At 34.0% G+C, this 16,223-nt stretch carries 13 protein-coding genes; 10 read left to right on the top strand and 3 right to left on the bottom strand.

All coding sequences use genetic code 11. The features are described from left to right. The first annotated feature begins 131 nt into the window (after positions 1-131). The 3 genes from CAT7_RS00955 (at position 132) to CAT7_RS00945 (ending at position 4,551) form a co-directional block, all read left to right on the top strand. Positions 132-1,892, top strand: a complete 1,761-nt coding sequence (locus CAT7_RS00955) for an ABC transporter ATP-binding protein (protein ID WP_007720982.1) — start codon at positions 132-134, stop codon at positions 1,890-1,892. After that, complete coding sequence (locus CAT7_RS00950) at positions 1,879-3,663, top strand: ABC transporter ATP-binding protein (RefSeq protein ID WP_007720975.1); 1,785 nt, start codon at positions 1,879-1,881, stop codon at positions 3,661-3,663. Before CAT7_RS00955 ends, CAT7_RS00950 begins: the two co-directional genes overlap by 14 nt. A 135-nt stretch (positions 3,664-3,798) precedes the next feature. Beyond that, the gene (locus tag CAT7_RS00945; RefSeq protein ID WP_007720973.1) at positions 3,799-4,551 is read left to right on the top strand and encodes an acyl-[acyl-carrier-protein] thioesterase; all 753 of its coding nucleotides are present in this window, start codon (positions 3,799-3,801) and stop codon (positions 4,549-4,551) included. A 59-nt stretch (positions 4,552-4,610) separates the two neighbouring features. Here CAT7_RS00945 and CAT7_RS00940 read toward each other — a convergent pair whose 3' ends face one another. Further along, positions 4,611-5,576 (bottom strand): asparaginase, encoded by a 966-nt coding sequence (locus tag CAT7_RS00940; protein ID WP_007720972.1) that lies wholly within the window; start codon positions 5,574-5,576, stop codon positions 4,611-4,613. A 239-nt stretch (positions 5,577-5,815) separates the two neighbouring features. Between CAT7_RS00940 and CAT7_RS00935 the strand changes: the two genes are divergently transcribed. From CAT7_RS00935 to CAT7_RS00925, 3 genes are all read left to right on the top strand, one after another. Continuing rightward, a complete protein-coding gene (locus CAT7_RS00935; RefSeq protein WP_007720971.1) occupies positions 5,816-7,267 on the top strand; it encodes a DEAD/DEAH box helicase in 1,452 nt (483 codons plus the stop codon). Between the two features lie 215 nt (positions 7,268-7,482). Further along, positions 7,483-8,196: an EAL domain-containing protein gene (locus CAT7_RS00930; RefSeq protein ID WP_007720969.1), complete on the top strand. Its 714-nt coding sequence runs from the start codon at positions 7,483-7,485 to the stop codon at positions 8,194-8,196. Between the two features lie 71 nt (positions 8,197-8,267). After that, a complete protein-coding gene (locus CAT7_RS00925) occupies positions 8,268-9,368 on the top strand; it encodes a GGDEF domain-containing protein (protein ID WP_007720967.1) in 1,101 nt (366 codons plus the stop codon). Between the two features lie 112 nt (positions 9,369-9,480). Here the strand turns inward: CAT7_RS00925 and CAT7_RS00920 are convergent, their stop codons facing one another. Further along, positions 9,481-11,109, bottom strand: a complete 1,629-nt coding sequence (locus CAT7_RS00920) for an ABC-F family ATP-binding cassette domain-containing protein (protein WP_007720965.1) — start codon at positions 11,107-11,109, stop codon at positions 9,481-9,483. 261 nt (positions 11,110-11,370) lie between these two features. Here CAT7_RS00920 and CAT7_RS00915 point away from each other — a divergent pair, with 261 nt between their 5' ends. Beyond that, the gene (locus tag CAT7_RS00915; protein WP_007720964.1) at positions 11,371-11,838 is read left to right on the top strand and encodes a Dps family protein; all 468 of its coding nucleotides are present in this window, start codon (positions 11,371-11,373) and stop codon (positions 11,836-11,838) included. A 101-nt stretch (positions 11,839-11,939) separates the two neighbouring features. On the opposite strand, the gene CAT7_RS00910 is transcribed toward CAT7_RS00915, so the two are convergent. Continuing rightward, on the bottom strand, positions 11,940-12,980 hold the full coding sequence (locus tag CAT7_RS00910; protein WP_007720962.1) for a hypothetical protein: 1,041 nt from the start codon (positions 12,978-12,980) through the stop codon (positions 11,940-11,942). A 151-nt stretch (positions 12,981-13,131) separates the two neighbouring features. Between CAT7_RS00910 and CAT7_RS00905 the strand changes: the two genes are divergently transcribed. From CAT7_RS00905 to CAT7_RS00895, 3 genes are all read left to right on the top strand, one after another. Beyond that, entirely contained in the window at positions 13,132-14,094 is a 963-nt protein-coding gene (locus tag CAT7_RS00905; protein WP_007720960.1) for a phosphoglycerate dehydrogenase, read from the top strand. A 394-nt stretch (positions 14,095-14,488) separates the two neighbouring features. After that, on the top strand, positions 14,489-15,358 hold the full coding sequence (locus tag CAT7_RS00900) for a transporter substrate-binding domain-containing protein (RefSeq protein WP_007720958.1): 870 nt from the start codon (positions 14,489-14,491) through the stop codon (positions 15,356-15,358). Positions 15,359-15,375: 17 nt separating this feature from the next. Then, positions 15,376-16,056 (top strand): amino acid ABC transporter permease, encoded by a 681-nt coding sequence (locus CAT7_RS00895; protein WP_007720956.1) that lies wholly within the window; start codon positions 15,376-15,378, stop codon positions 16,054-16,056. Positions 16,057-16,223: the final 167 nt, after the last annotated feature.

Raw genomic sequence — 16,223 nt, 5'->3', positions numbered from 1 at the left:
TATAGGAGATTAAAATTAACAGTTTAGATAGGACTATCCAAAAGAATGGAAGAAATAAAACTAGTTGAAGCGACTATGTTTTAATGAATAGCCAAACAAATTTTAAATGTAAGATAAGGAGGCATTGTTGTATGAGTAGCATAAAATGGGTTTCACAATATATCAAATCAAATAAGGTGAAGACTCTGGTGGGAACCATCATGGTCATTATAGTTGCGTTATTAAATGTTGTTTCACCGCTGATTGGTGGTGAAATCGTTGATAGAGTAATTGTTGATGAGCAGAAAAATTTGCTTATCCCTTTGTTAGCCTTAATGATAGGAGCAACCATATTAAGGACGGTATTGAGATATGTGTACCAAATTATGTTCGAACAAATAGGTCAAGATGCTATCTACCAAATGAGAGAAAGTATGTATAAAAAACTTCAAGAATTAGATTTTGCTTTTTTTAACAATACACGAGTAGGAGACATTATGGCTCGTATGTCTGGCGATACAGATGCTATTCGACATGCGATTTCATGGCTATCGTATAATGTCTTAGACAATCTGTTGTTATTAGTATCAGCTATTTTAGTGATGGGATTTATAGAATGGCGTTTAATGTTAGCTTTGTTGATTGTTACACCGTTTATCGGATTATTAACTGTCTTGTTATCCGGCAAAGCAAATGCTGTTTACTATGAAATCCGTGAAAGTTTTTCGAGATTAAATTCAATGGTTGAAGAGAACGTAAGTGGAAATAAGGTTATCAAAGCTTTTGCTATAGAAGATTATGAAAAAGAAAAATTTGATAAATTCAATGATGACTACAAACAACGCAATATGGATTCTGCCAATGTCACAAGAACCTATTTGCCCCCTTTAGAAACGCTAGCTGGATTTTTATCGGTTATTACGGTAGGTTATGGTGGATTTCTAGTCATCGACGGTTCAATGAGTTTAGGAGATTTAGTCACTTTTAATGGCTTTATCTGGATGTTAAACTTACCGATGCGTAACGTTGGTTGGTATGTAAACGATTTGCAACGGTTCATTGCGTCTTCTTATAAAATTAGAGAATTGTTAGCTGCTAAACCGATGATTCCAATTGAAGAAAAAGAATCAGTAAAAACCATTCAAGGAATTGTTGAATTTCAAGACGTATCATTCTCATTTGAGGATGATCCTGAAACGCCTATCTTAAGCCATATTTCATTGAAAGCTAAGCCTGGTATGACTATTGGAATCTTAGGAGAAACGGGGTCAGGAAAATCGACTTTGGTTAATTTGATTTCACGTTTCTTTGATCCAACGGAAGGAAAAGTTTTAATCGATGGAATTGATGCAAAAAAATGGAATGTAAGGGAACTAAGAAGTCACATTGCTATTGTTATGCAAGATGTCTTTCTATTTTCAGATTCAATCCAAAAAAACATTTCATTTGGAAACCCTGAAGCAGATCTTGAGAGTGTGCAAAAAAGTGCACGAGTGGCAGATGCTGATCCCTTTATTCAGCGCATGCCTGATCAATACAATACTTATTTAGGTGAGCGAGGCAGTGGATTATCTGGTGGACAAAAGCAAAGGATTTCTTTAGCAAGAGGCTTAATGAAAGACCCTTCTATTCTTATTTTAGATGATACGACTTCTGCTGTGGATATGGAAACAGAAGTTAAGATCCAACAAGGATTAGGCGAATTAATGAAAGAAAAAACAACGTTTATTATTGCCAATCGAATATCTTCTGTAAAAACAGCTGATGAGATTATTATTATGTCTAAAGGTGAAATAATAGAAAGAGGGAACCATGCTTCTTTATTAGATAAAAAAGGTTACTACTATAGAATTTATCAGAAACAATTAGGTCAATCTGATGAAGAGGAGGTGGAAACGAATGGAGCAGACTAACTCAACAATTGAAGAAAAGAATAACCAAAAAAATGCTCATCTTATTAGAAGAGTAGGGAAATATCTGGCACCTTACAAAAATGGGTTTTTAAAACTCTTTTTTGCGATTTTAGTATCCAATTTTGTTTTGGTCATTGGCCCTTATTTTACGAGTATTATTATTGATGAAAGCATTCCAAATAAAGACACAACACAATTAACGTGGATTATTGTTTTGTTTTCATTAGCTCAGTTATTTGGCGGATGGTCTTCAAGATACCGGATAAAAAATATAACCTTATTAGGACAGAATGTTTTGAAAGATATGCGTACGGATATCTTCGTTCATTTACAAAAACTGCCATTCTCATTTTTTGACAGTCGTCCACATGGGAAAATTGTTACGCGTGTTGTAAACTACATTAACTCATTGAGTGATTTATTATCAAATGGGTTAATAAACGTATTATCTGACGTAATGAGTTTAGTCGTTACGTTAGCCATTATGTTTGCCATGGATGTTCGGTTGACACTTTATAGCTTTATTTTATTGCCAATCTTATTTATTGTAACGATTGTGATTCAAAATAAACAACGCAAAGCGTATGAAGAGGTCAGCAGCAAACAAGCAAGTTTGAATGCCTATATTCATGAAAGTGTAGCCGGAATAAAAGTTACTCAATCTTATACAAGAGAAAATGTGAATAGAAATATTTTTGCAGAAGTTAGTGAAGACCAACGAACCTCTTGGATGCATGCAGTAAAAATCCAATTTTTATTGGCTCCATTTATCCAAAATATCGCCGCAATCACGATAGCGATTATTTATTTTGTTGGTTTAAGTAATCTTGATGTCGGTATAGATGTTTCTACCGGTGTTTTAATAGCTTTTATTGGTTATGTTAATAACTTTTGGAATCCAATGATCAATATTGGTAATTTTTATAACAGTTTAGTAACCGGTATGGTTTACTTGGAACGTATTTTTGAAGTTTTAGACATTGAACCAGAGATACAAGATGCTCCTAATGCTTTTGAATTGCCTCCTATACAAGGATATGTCGTTTTTAATGATGTGACATTTGGATATAAAAAAGATCAGCCGATTTTTGAAGATCTTTCTTTCCAAGTCCGCTCCGGTGAGACGATTGCATTAGTAGGTCCGACTGGTGCAGGTAAATCGACGATTATTAATTTAATGACTCGTTTTTACGATGTAGATGAAGGCGAGATTTTGGTAGACGGAATTGACATTCGAAAAGTAACATTAAACTCTTTACGAAATGAAATTGGAATCATGTTGCAAGATACGTTTATCTTTTCGGGTACCATTATGGAAAACATTCGTTTAGGTAAATTAGATGCCACGGAAGAAGAGATTATCCGAGCTGCAAAAATAGTTCGAGCTCATGATTTTATTATCAGTTTAAAAGATGGCTACCGGACAGTTGTTAAAGAACGTGGAAGTACCTTGTCTGCCGGACAACGGCAATTGATTTCATTTGCACGTACTCTGTTAGCAGATCCAAAAGTATTGATATTAGATGAAGCAACGTCCAGTATTGATACCCAAACTGAAATATTAGTGCAAGAAGGTTTGGACCGCTTACTCGAAGGTAGAACGGCATTTATTATTGCCCACAGACTGTCAACTATTAAAAATAGTTCGCGAATTTTTTATATTGCGGATAAAAAAATTCAAGAATCAGGCAGCCACAATGAATTAATTGCTCAAAAAGGCTTGTATTATCAGTTGTATTCAACTCAAGCTAAATTACTGAAAAAGATGTGATGAAAAGGTCTGAGACAATTGTCTTAGACCTTTTTATCTGATTAAAAGAAGCAAAACAAACTATTTTTTCAGAATTTTTTAATAAATATATGCTATTCTTAAAGCGAAAAGGTCATAAAGAAATGAGGATTTTGGATGAGTGGAAAAATATATGAAAAAGAACATCAAATTAAATACTACGAGTGTGATACAACTCAAAAAATGACGCTTTCTATGTTATTAAATATTATGCTGCATGTATCCGGTGAACAAAGCTATATTTTAGGTGTAGGAGATGAAGTTTTAGCTGAGAAAGGATTAGCTTGGATTATTCTTCAATACGAAGTTAAAGTCGAGCGTATGCCTGCTTTTTATGAATCAATCAAAATCACGACACAGGCAACTTCTTACAATAAGCTGTTTTGTTATCGGACGTTTAAAGTATACGATACCCAAGGCAACTTATGCGTGACCGTTAATAGTACCTTTGCATTAATGAATGTACAAGAACGGAAAATGGCTCGCGTACCGGCTGAAATTGTTGCACCATATGAATCAGAATTTTCTAAAAAACTAATCCGTACTCCAAAGCCTGTAAAAGTCGATGAAGAAAACATAATTTCTAAAGACTATCCTGTTAGGTACCTTGATATTGACAGCAATCGACATGTGAATAACTCTAAATACATTGAGTGGGCTATCGATACATTGGATTTTGAATTTCTTACAACTCATGAAATAGAAACGATGACGATCAAGTTTGAAAAAGAAGTTCACTATGGCCAATTGATTCACAGTGAAATGAGCTTAACAAAAACGCAAGACAATGAAGTGATTACTGCTCATCGTATTGGGACAGAAGACATTACGAACTGTGAAGCAAGCATCGTTTGGAAAAAAATTGTCTAAATAAATTCATTGAAAAAAACCGTTCATTTAATCAAATGAACGGTTTTTTTTGAATCAGATTAAAAATAGTCTTCTAGTGAACGAGTCAAAGTATCTTGACTCAATACAACTTGTAATTTGATACGAGCTTTCGGACCGGATAGGCCATTTGTAAAAATAACGCCATCTTCTTTTAGTCGTTTTCCGCCACCAACGTAATCATAAACATCTTGTGCAATACCATTAAACGAACGCGATACAAGTACTACAGGGATATGATTGGCCAATAGACTTTTAAGAGCAGGCAAAGCAGTAGGTGGCAAGTTTCCAGCGCCTAATGCTTCAATAACAAGTCCGTCAGTTGTTGGTTGATTTAGAGCGTCAAATAATGTACCATCCATACCCGCATACACTTTAAGCAAATAGACATTTTTAGCTACATTGTTGATAGAATAAACGTCTTCTTCAATTAACTTTTGGAAAAATAGCACCTCGTTTTTTGAAATCAACCCAATTGGACCAAATGTTGGTGTACGGAATGTAGCTACATTACTTGTATGTGTTTTGGTGACATAACGAGCAGTATGAATTTCATCATTCATTACGACTAAGACACCTTTTTCTTTGGCTTCATCAGATAAAGCTACCCAAATGGCACTTTGAAAATTATATAATCCATCTGAACCAATTTCGTTGATTGAGCGCATAGCTCCTGTTACAACGATTGGAATGGACGTTTTAAGTGTCAGATCTAAGAAATAAGCAGTTTCTTCTAATGTATCTGTTCCATGAGTAATCACAACAGCATCTGCTTCGTGATTAGCGATGGCTTTTTCAATACGGTTTTTTATAAGGAGCATTTCTTTAGGTGTTATGTGTGGGGAGGGCAAATGTAAAAAATCTTCTACGATCATATTAGCCAACTTATCAAATAAATGACTCCGTTTTTTCAAAGGGTTTTCTGAACTAGGAGAAACTTTTCCAGTTGTTTGGTCCTCACTCATTGAGATGGTTCCACCAGTATGCAATACAAGAATAGTTTTCAATATAATACCTCCAATAATAGGAATGAACTAACTTATGAAAAAAAGCTGATTCACTCATTTCGTATAGTAGTATAACACGTTTGATTCATTTCTTATATTACTGAATAAAAATGAAAGAAGACAAAGTTTGAACAGTCTGTTAGTTATTTAGGCATTTTTATTAAAATATCCTTTCAATGGCGGTATTTTTGTGAATATGCTGTTATACTAAAAGAAATGGACAATTGAAAGAGGTTATTATGAATAAAAATAAAACGTTTAAAGAATTTGCAATCAGTGATGAAATCGTTACAGCACTAACAAGCCTGCGCTATTTTCATCCCACTAAAGTTCAAGAAGAAGTGATCCCATTAGCATTAGAAGGAAAAGATGTCATTGTAGAGTCTCAAACAGGAAGCGGGAAAACCGTTAGTTATGGAGTACCGTTATGCGAAACCGTTGATTGGGAAGAAAACAAACCTCAAGTACTTGTTTTAGTACCAACTAGAGAACTAGCGATTCAAGTAAAAGAAGATTTAATGAATATTGGTCGTCTAAAGAGAGTGAAAGCTACTGCAGTATATGGTAAAGCTTCATTCGATACTCAAAAATCTGAATTAAAACAAAAAAGCCATATTGTTGTAGGTACACCTGGTCGTGTATTAGACCATTTGCAAAAAGGAACTTTCAAAGTAGAAAAAATTGACTGTTTAGTCTTAGATGAAGCGGATGAAATGTTAAATATGGGCTTCGCAGACCAAGTAGAAGCAATTATTAATTTTTTACCTGCAGAACGTCAAACCTTACTTTTCTCAGCAACTATGCCAAAAGAAATTGAGCGTATAGCTAGTTTTTACATGAAACAGGATAAACAATCTATTGTCATCGAGACAACTGAGTTATCAAAACCTAAAATTATTCAATCAAGTGTCAAGGTACAAGAAGACAAGAAAGAACAACAACTGCTTGATTTATTAACTGTGGAAAACGCAGATTCATGTATGATTTTTTGTAATACACAAGAAGCTGTCAACAACTTATACACATTCTTAAACAAAGCAGGCTTGCCAATTGATAAAATTCATGGCGGTATGGTTCAAGAAGATCGTTTTTCTGTAATGGATGACTTTAGACAAGGAAGATTCCGTTATTTAGTAGCTACAGATGTTGCTGCAAGAGGAATCGATATTGAAAATGTTACACACGTAGTCAACTTTGACGTGCCGGTAGAAAAAGAAAGCTTTGTGCATCGTACAGGACGAACAGGAAGAGCCGGAAAAACTGGAATGGCGTTAACACTTGTTACACCTAAAGAAGAAAAATGGTGGAATGAAGTTAAAGCTTATGCTGGACAAACAGTTATTGAAGTTTCTTTGCCAACTACGCGATTAGTTCAAAGTCATAAAACTTCTTTTGGAAAAAAATTACAAGAACGTCCACCTTTGAAACAAGTGCGTTCAAAAGAACTTAATCGTGATATCACTAAAGTTTATTTTAATGGTGGTAAAAAGAAAAAAATGCGTGCAGTCGATTTTGTAGGAACCATTGCTAAAATTCCAGGTATTAATGCGGATGACATTGGAATCATTACGATTCAAGAAAATGTCACGTATATTGATATCTTAAATGGAAAAGGTCCTTTAGTGATACAAGAGATGCAAACGCGCACGATTAAAGGAAAAACATTAAAAGTACGTAAAGCTAGAAAATAAGATAAACTCTTCAAAAATCTAACTAACATAAGCGCCTTCGAGAGGGTGTACTGGAAATCAGTATAAACGTCGAAGGTGTTTTTATATAAAAAAGTATAATCAGCTGATTTTATTTTTTGACGAAGAATGGTTAGCCTAATACTAGAAAGTATTTACTCAGGTCTTATTTTTATACATAAATGACCGATTGTAGTAGTATTAAGGGAGGGTTTTTAATGAACGAGTTTCAACTTTACTTCCAACCTAAAGTCGATATGCAAGACAATCGAATTATTGGGTATGAAATTTTATTAAGAAATAATGAGGCAAACCCATTTTATCCAGCTCAGAGAATGGAGGAAATCATTTATAATAAAGAAGAACACAGTCTTTATTTAAACTGGTTTCAAAAAGAATTGGAACAACTGGTGCAGTCATTTCCCACAGTAATATTTTCTATCAATTTTGCGCCAAAGCAATTATTTTATCCAGAAACGCATGCTTTTTTTACCAAACTCCAACCATACGCTGAACAATTGATTATCGAAATAACAGAAGATGTTCCGCTATTTGTTGCTTCAATTGAAAATATGAATTCTTCAATAATCGAACAACGCTTGCAATCTATCTTTACTTCAATCAAAGAAAAAGGATATGATATTGCACTGGACGATGTAGGTTCAGGAAAGAATTCATTAGATGAAGTTTTGAAATATACTTCCTATTTGAAGCAAATTAAATTCTCAATCGTAAAATGCAATAAGAAAAACTTGAAAGAAGAAACAATGCATCTTTTCTTAGGTGCGTGGCAAAAAATTGCAGAAGATTATGAGCTTGATTTTGTTATAGAAGGAATTGAAAATCAACAAATAAGTGAAACGTTTAATGAGCAAGGTATATTTCTACAACAAGGGTATCATTTTGGCAAACCTTCAAAGTCTCTGCAATAACGTCACTAGCAGAAAACGAGATGGTTCATCTATATTTATTTACACTAACTAATTGATTGGAGGTGCTGGCTATGCTGACATCTGTTTTATTAAGCATCATTGCGAATATATCGATTCTTAGTACAGCATCTTACATATTCGTTAAACTGATTCCAAAGAAAAAAGTTTATACACTAACCGTGAAGCAACAACTATTAATGATTGGTTTCGCTAGTTTAACAAGTTTTTTATTGATGCTGTTTGCAGTTGATTTGCCTAAAGGAGCTATAATAGATCTGAGGCAAATTATATTAATCTTATTAGTTTATTATGTTGGTCAAAAAGTGGCTATTCCTACAGCTATTCTGATTTCACTACTGCGTTTGACATTCGGAGTCGATCCAGCATCGATTCGAACGGCAATCATGTATATCATTCTGGGCTTCCTATTGCCATTAGTATGCCGTAAGCTAGTAAAACAATTTAACAATAAATATGTTGTTTTATTAATTCTCAATGCTATCTGTGTTGTCCTTATTGCGTTGAATTCATATGTTTTATACGATAGTTTTTTAGTCTATATCCTTATTTATAGTATTTTTTTAGTGCTCTCTAGTCTTGTAGGTATTCTTGCAACAGTATTTATTGAAGATTTACTAAAAAGTCGTTCTTTGTACTTAAATGAGAAAGAACATGCAAAAATGGATTTTTTGACCGGATTGTATAATATGAGAGCGTTCAATAAGAAATGGCGAAAAATTGAAGGAGATCAAACAATCGCAAAAACTGCGTTAATGATGGTTGATATTGATTATTTTAAATGGATCAATGATAGCTACGGTCATGCAAATGGAGATTTTATTTTGCGACAAGTGGCAACAATCTTGAAAGTTGGAGCTCATGATAATGAACTCGTTTACCGTGTAGGTGGCGAGGAATTTTGTTTGATTTTAAATGATCTGTCTTATGCTGAACAAAAAAATATAGCCGATAATATTAGATCTAGTGTAGCCGATAAAGAATTTTTATTAGAAAATGGAACGAGGATCAAGATAACTGTCTCAATTGGATTGGCAGCATCTGATCAAAATAAAGATATGAAGAAATTATACCGACTGGCAGACCGCTGTTTATACATGGCCAAAAACCAAGGCAGAAATAAAGTGATGGGTGAAGTAATGGTAGATGAGTAATAGTTTCATGTCTAGAAAGATAAAAGGTATTGAATAAACCTATTGAAACTAAAAAGGCTGTCATGATTCCATTTAAATGGAATCATGACAGCCTTTTTTTACATAATTTTAATTAGTCAGCATATAAAGCAGCAATTTGTTCTTTAACAGCCTTATTATCTAAGAAGTCATCATAAGTCGTTTCAGCACGGTCTACTACTCCATTTGGAGAAATTTCAATAATACGGTTTGCGATAGTTTGGATAAATTGGTGGTCATGTGATCCAAATAAAATTGAACCCTTGAAAGCAATTAAACCATCATTTAAAGCTGTAATAGATTCTAAGTCCAAGTGATTTGTTGGGTCGTCCATTACTAAAACATTTGATTTGCTCAACATCATTTTAGATAACATACAACGAACTTTTTCTCCACCGGAAAGGACAGATACTTCTTTTAAAACATCTTCTCCAGAGAATAACATACGACCTAAGAAACTACGTAAGAAGGTATTGTCATTTTCTTCAGCAGAAGCGAATTGACGTAACCAATCCACAACAGTTAATTTTTCATCGGCAAATTCGTCAGTTGTATCTTTTGGTAAATAAGACTGAGAAGTGGTTACTCCCCATTTGACTGAACCAGTATCAGGTTCCATTTCGCCCATCAATATTTTAAATAAAACTGTAATGGCAATATCATTCTTACTGGTAAAGGCCACTTTATCGTCTTTATTCAAAATGAAAGTAACATTATCTAATATTTTTTTGCCATCGATCGTTTTAGAAACATTTTCAACACGCAGCAAGTCATTTCCGATTTCACGATCAGGAGTAAATCCAACGAATGGATAACGACGAGAAGAAGGTTGAATGTCATCTAACGTAATTTTTTCTAACATCTTTTTACGAGACGTTGCTTGTTTAGATTTAGACGCATTTGCGCTGAATCGAGCAATAAAGGCTTGTAGTTCTTTGATTTGCTCTTCTTTTTTAGCATTTACATTGCCTTGTAATTTAGAAGCTAGTTGGCTTGATTCTAACCAGAAATCATAGTTTCCAACATATAACTTGATTTTACTAAAGTCAACGTCAGCCATGTGAGTACAAACTTTGTTTAAGAAGTGACGGTCATGAGAAACCACAATAACGGTATTCGGGAAATCAATTAAGAATTCTTCTAACCATTCGATGGATTGTTTGTCTAAACCATTGGTAGGCTCATCCAATAGAAGAACATCTGGTTTGCCAAATAAAGCTTGCGCTAACAAGACTTTAACTTTCAAACCTTCTGTTAATTCGCTCATTTTTTTATCAAGCATATCTTCTGTAATACCTAAACCTTGAAGCATAACTGCTGCTTGAGGTTCAGCTTCCCAACCGTCTAATTCAGCAAATTCGCCTTCTAGTTCAGCAGCTAAAATACCATCTGCATCAGTGAAGTCAGCTTTCATATAGACAGCATCTTTTTCTTTCATAATTTCGTATAAACGCGTATGCCCCATAATAACTGTTTCTAAAACAGTGTGATCTTCAAAGCCATAGTGATTTTGACTTAAAGTAGTCAAGCGTTCATCAGGACCCATAGAAATATTACCAGTTGAAGGTTGGATCTCACCAGCTAGTATTTTTAAGAAAGTAGACTTACCTGCACCATTTGCACCAATGAGACCATAACAATTGCCGGGAATGAATTTTATATTTACGTCATCGAACAATTTTCTATCTGAAAATTGTAAACTTACATTAGTTACTGTAATCATTTAATTTAGTTACCCCTATTCTTTTATATATGCTAAACCATTCTAGCACATATAATCATGAAATGCGATGTTAGGAATTCTTTTCTTATCAAATTAACAGCATTCTATTGTAAAATGCTGAAAAGTAAGATTTGTTTACTGGATTAACGCATAAAAGAATTCTATCAAATTAAATCAATTTACTAGACTATAAAACTTTCTTAGATTATAATAAATATAAGTTGATAAATAAAACAATTAAAAAACAGGAGGAATGAACTAATGGCAAAACAAACAGAAGTACAAGAACTATTAAATGAACTAGTCGCAACATATGGTGTCTTTAATATCAAATTGTATCAACATCATTTTTATGTGAAAGGACCTCATTTCTTTACCTTACATGAGAAATTTGAAGAACTTTATGATGAAGTAACCGGGCAATTCGATGAATTAGCTGAACGTTTGATTGCAATTGGTGGCAAACCTTATGCAACTCTAGGAGAGTTTTTAGAATTCTCTACTATTAAAGAAGCTCCGTATGACGGAAAAGAAACGGCTGAAGAAATGGTTAGTTCAACTATTTTAGATTATAAAATCATTGACGAAAGATTGCAAAAAGGGATTAATCTTACTGGAGAAGCAGGGGATGATTCAACACAAGATTTGTTGATTGGCTACAAATCTGGCGTAGATAAAACAATTTGGATGTTGCAAGCTTTTTTAGGTAAAAATCCACTGGATGCTTAAAAAATAAAAAGAGTGTAAAAGCAAAGAGCCCTAAGCTAATCTAAGGGCTCTTTTTAAAATGGCTGCATTCGGCAAGGAATTTTTCGAAGTAGCCAAATGGATCAGCGATTAATTTCTGTGAAAAGATACAAAATTAGGGAATTATTTTGTAAAACATGTAATTGATTGCGGTAATGCCTTGTTCGATTATAAATTCTGAATTTCTGGATAGAGTGATGCGGAATTTCTAGTAAAACATCATTTTGTAAAACAACTTTAAAGGATGGAGAGTCAGCCATTACAAGCAAAAAGTCAATTGAATCTTGTTGCTGTTCAAGAACTGCTGGCGGCTTTACTACTAAACGAATCGTTTTAGATCGATACAAAGAGTCTTTTTTTACTTTTTGGTGATCCATTTCAAAAGAAAAAAGTAAACCATCTTTCATAGAAGGTGGATTTAAAGACAAAGGCAGCAAGTATTCTTGTACCTGGCTAGTCAAAGATCCACTTAGCTGAGTTACAGGTAAAACATCGACTATATGTAGCTGACCTTTCTGCTCGTTAAATTGCGTTAAATAAGTTGGATTGCTCTGACTTTTACCATATTGAATAAGGTCATGATGATTCCAGGTGGCTTGAGAAGCAAAGTGAGCATTTAGTTGATAGATACGTGGTGCTTTTTGACGATCAAGTTGGTCATATAGGTAATGAGAAGAAAGTAGATATTCAAAAAGACCAGACTCTCCTGCAGATAAGGCCATTCTACCTTTAGCAGAAAGTGAAATAGAATAAACAGCTTGATCCCATATCCGCTCTTTTTGCGCATTGTTTTTTGTTAAAGAATAACGATAAAAACCGTTGTCGTCAGAAAAATATAAAATATGATTAAATATTGCACAATCATAAATGGGTTCACTAAAAGAAATAGTACGCTCCAAAAAAGGAATTAATTCTTCAATAGTCACAGATATTTGCTCAGAAGGCTGAGGTTCAAGGTAAATGGGGCGATCAACGTCAACGAGTTGTTTCATCCATTTATTCCAATCATAGACATTCAATTCTTTTTGATTCATCCACAAATAAAATTTTCCACTATAGAGTTGAAAATCATGAAAGTGGCCATCAATAATCAATTTCGTTGTTAGTAAATGCTCTTTATCCATTCAAACACCCCGTTCTAAAGCTGTATCTTTCATCTATTGTACCATTTAACGCAATAAAATTAACAGAAAATGAAGATAGACAAGGGAATTTCTTTGCTATCTTTTTTTTGCATGAGATAATAATAGAAAATGATAGAAAGGTGATGAAAGAATGACAAAAAAAAGTATCTGGTTAATACAAAAAACAACAAATGAACAAATAGAAACTTTAAAAGACCTAGCTCCAGATTATGACCTAATTAAAGGATGGGAAACAGACGAAAAAGAGGTCTCTTTAGAGTCTGTTGAAATTATATATGGATGGACAGGACAACGGACAGAAGAGCTGTTAGCAGATGATAAACCTGTTTTGAGATGGGCTCAAGGAAAAGCAGCTGGTGTTGATTTTCTTGATTTGAAGAAACTTGAAGAAAAACAAATACTACTAACTAATGGAAGTGGAATTCACAGCATTCCAATCGCAGAATCAGTCTTTGGTCTATTGCTTGCTTATGCAAGAGGCATTCAAAAGGCTGTAAAAGATCAACAAACAAAAAAATGGGACCAAGTCGATAAGTTAATGGAATTGAATGGTAAAACCATTATGATCGTTGGGACCGGAAAAATTGGCATAGAAGTTGGACGTTTAGCTAAAGCATTTAATATGAAGACAATTGGTGTAAATCGTAGTGGAAGAGACGTAAACTATATGGATCAGTTAATTAGACAACCAGAGTTAATAGAACAAGTAAAACTAGCAGATATTGTGGTGAACATTTTACCGCACACGGATCAAACTCATTACTTCTTTAACCAAGCTGTTTTCTCACAAATGAAAGACGGAACTCTTTTTATTAATGTTGGAAGAGGACCAACAGTCAAAACAGATGATTTGGTAAACGCTCTTGATAGTGGAAAATTGGCTTTTGCCGGTTTAGATGTCTTTGAAACAGAACCATTAACAGAAGAAAGTGAATTGTGGAATAGGGACGATGTTTTAATTACTCCTCATATTACTGGAATCGCAGAACATTTCAAAAAAAGACTGTTTACTATCTTTGAAGAAAATCTAAAAGCTTACTTAGCTGGAGAAAAACTCCCTACAAACTTGATTGATTACGACCAACAATACTAAGAGCTTAAAAAAAGCTATCATTTTTAGTGTTAATAGATAGACTCATTTGATGAGCTGAAATTTCTAGAGAAATTTTTTTGAAGTAGTCTCACAGTAGGTCAGTAAACAATCTTTTAAAAGCAAAAATAAAACACCTCACTTTAACTAGGAGGTGTTTTGTTTTTGTCAAAATTCTATTATTAATATAACAGTTTATTCAGGTGTTTCATTTTAGATAAAAACAAAATTGTTTGTTAAACGAACGTTTGAAATGTTAGTTTAACAACGTTTTGATGTGGAAAGTAAGAAAGGTAATGAAAGAAATTATACTTTTTTTAAGAGAAGTTTGACTACACAGTTATGCATTGTTATTCTAATTGAGGAAATTAAAAAGACAACAAAAGGGGATAGTAATGTGTTGAAAAAAATAGTGGGTTTTGGATTAATAACTTTTGTATCAATGACTTTAGCAGCTTGTGGATCAAATGAATCATCTTCTGATTCAGCAAAAAATACATCCGATACAGCATGGAGCGAAATCGAAGAACGAGGAGCAATAAAGGTAGCTACATCTGGAACGCTTTATCCAAGTTCTTTTCATGAGGCTGAAACAGATAAGCTGACAGGATACGAAGTAGAAATTATTCGTGAAGTTGCCAATCGATTAGACTTAGAGGTCGATTTTACAGAAATGGGAGTAGACGGCATGCTGACTTCTGTTAACAGTGGCGCAATTGATATTGCTGCTATGGGCATAGACCGTAATGGAGAAAATGCAGATAAATACAATTATACAATTCCATATAAATATTCTTTTGGAGCAATGGTTGTACGCGAATCAGATGACTCGGGTATTGAAACGTTAGAAGATTTAAAAGGTAAAAAAGCAGCTGGAGCAGCTACGACAAGCTACATGAAAGTTGCCAGACACTTTGGAGCTGAAGAAGTGATTTATGATAATGCAACAAATGATCAATATTTGCAAGATGTAGCGAATGGACGTACGGATGTGATATTGAATGACTATTATTCACAAAAAATGGCTGTTGCTGCTTTGCCAGAAATCCCAGTAAAAGTTCATGACATTTTTTACAACCCTAGTGAAACAAACTATGCAATAAAAAAAGGGAATGATCTGTTAACCGATAAAGTCAATACGACCTTAGAAGAAATGAAAGCTGATGGAACTTTGACAGAATTGTCTAAACAATTCTATGATGGCGAAGACGTATCAAAACAAATTGATTATGATTTTCCTGAAATTGAATTAGAGGAAGGCGAATAGAAAGTAGGTGACAGAATATGTCTGAAATCCAGTGGCAATATATTTTTGATCCTGCTTTAGCATTTGATAGTGTTGGTTATATTTTAAAAGGTTTAGGGTATACTTTAGGTATTTCGTTAGCCAGTATGATTTTTGGAACTGTATTAGGGTTCTTATTGGCCATTATGCGTATGTCGAATAGTAAAATTTTAAGGATAATTGCACGTACGTATATCTCCTTTATGCGTGGAACGCCTACGTTAGTTTTTTTGTTTATATTGTATTTTGGTTTTCCCTTTATCGGAATTCAGTTTGAAGCAGTAAATGCTGCCATCATAGGTTTTAGTTTGAGTTCTGCAGCCTATAGTGCGGAAATCATTCGTTCTTCATTGCATTCTGTTGATCATGGACAATGGGAAGCTGCCTATGCATTGGGATTGAAATGGCCTTTTATTATGCGAAAAGTTATCATACCTCAAGCAATGAGAATTGCCGTGCCACCAATGAGCAACGTGCTGCTTGATCTGATTAAAGGAACTTCTCTGGCCGCAATGATAACTGTTCCAGAAATTTTCCAACAAGCTAAAATTGTTGGTGGCAGAGAATTTGATTACATGACAATGTATATTTTAGTAGCTTTGATCTATTGGGCTATTTGTAGTGTCTTTACTATTTTTCAAAATTATTTAGAAAAGAAAACGTCTCTTTATATAGAATGAGACTAACCATTCGAACATAAAAAAGAGGACTCTTCGTCAAATAGTGTGGCTGCTTCTAAAAATTCTTTCGGAATAGACGGATTTGCTTGTAAGAGCCCTGGTACCGTCTTGAGCCTAATGTCTTAAGAACTTTCAAGCCTCAAACACCGCTTAATCGCTAAAGCGAT

This window comes from Carnobacterium sp. AT7 (assembly GCF_000171855.1).
Taxonomy (GTDB): Bacteria; Bacillota; Bacilli; order Lactobacillales; family Carnobacteriaceae; genus Carnobacterium_B; species Carnobacterium_B jeotgali.
Note: the sequence above shows the minus strand (reverse complement) of the source record. Positions and strands in the feature narration are given on the sequence as shown.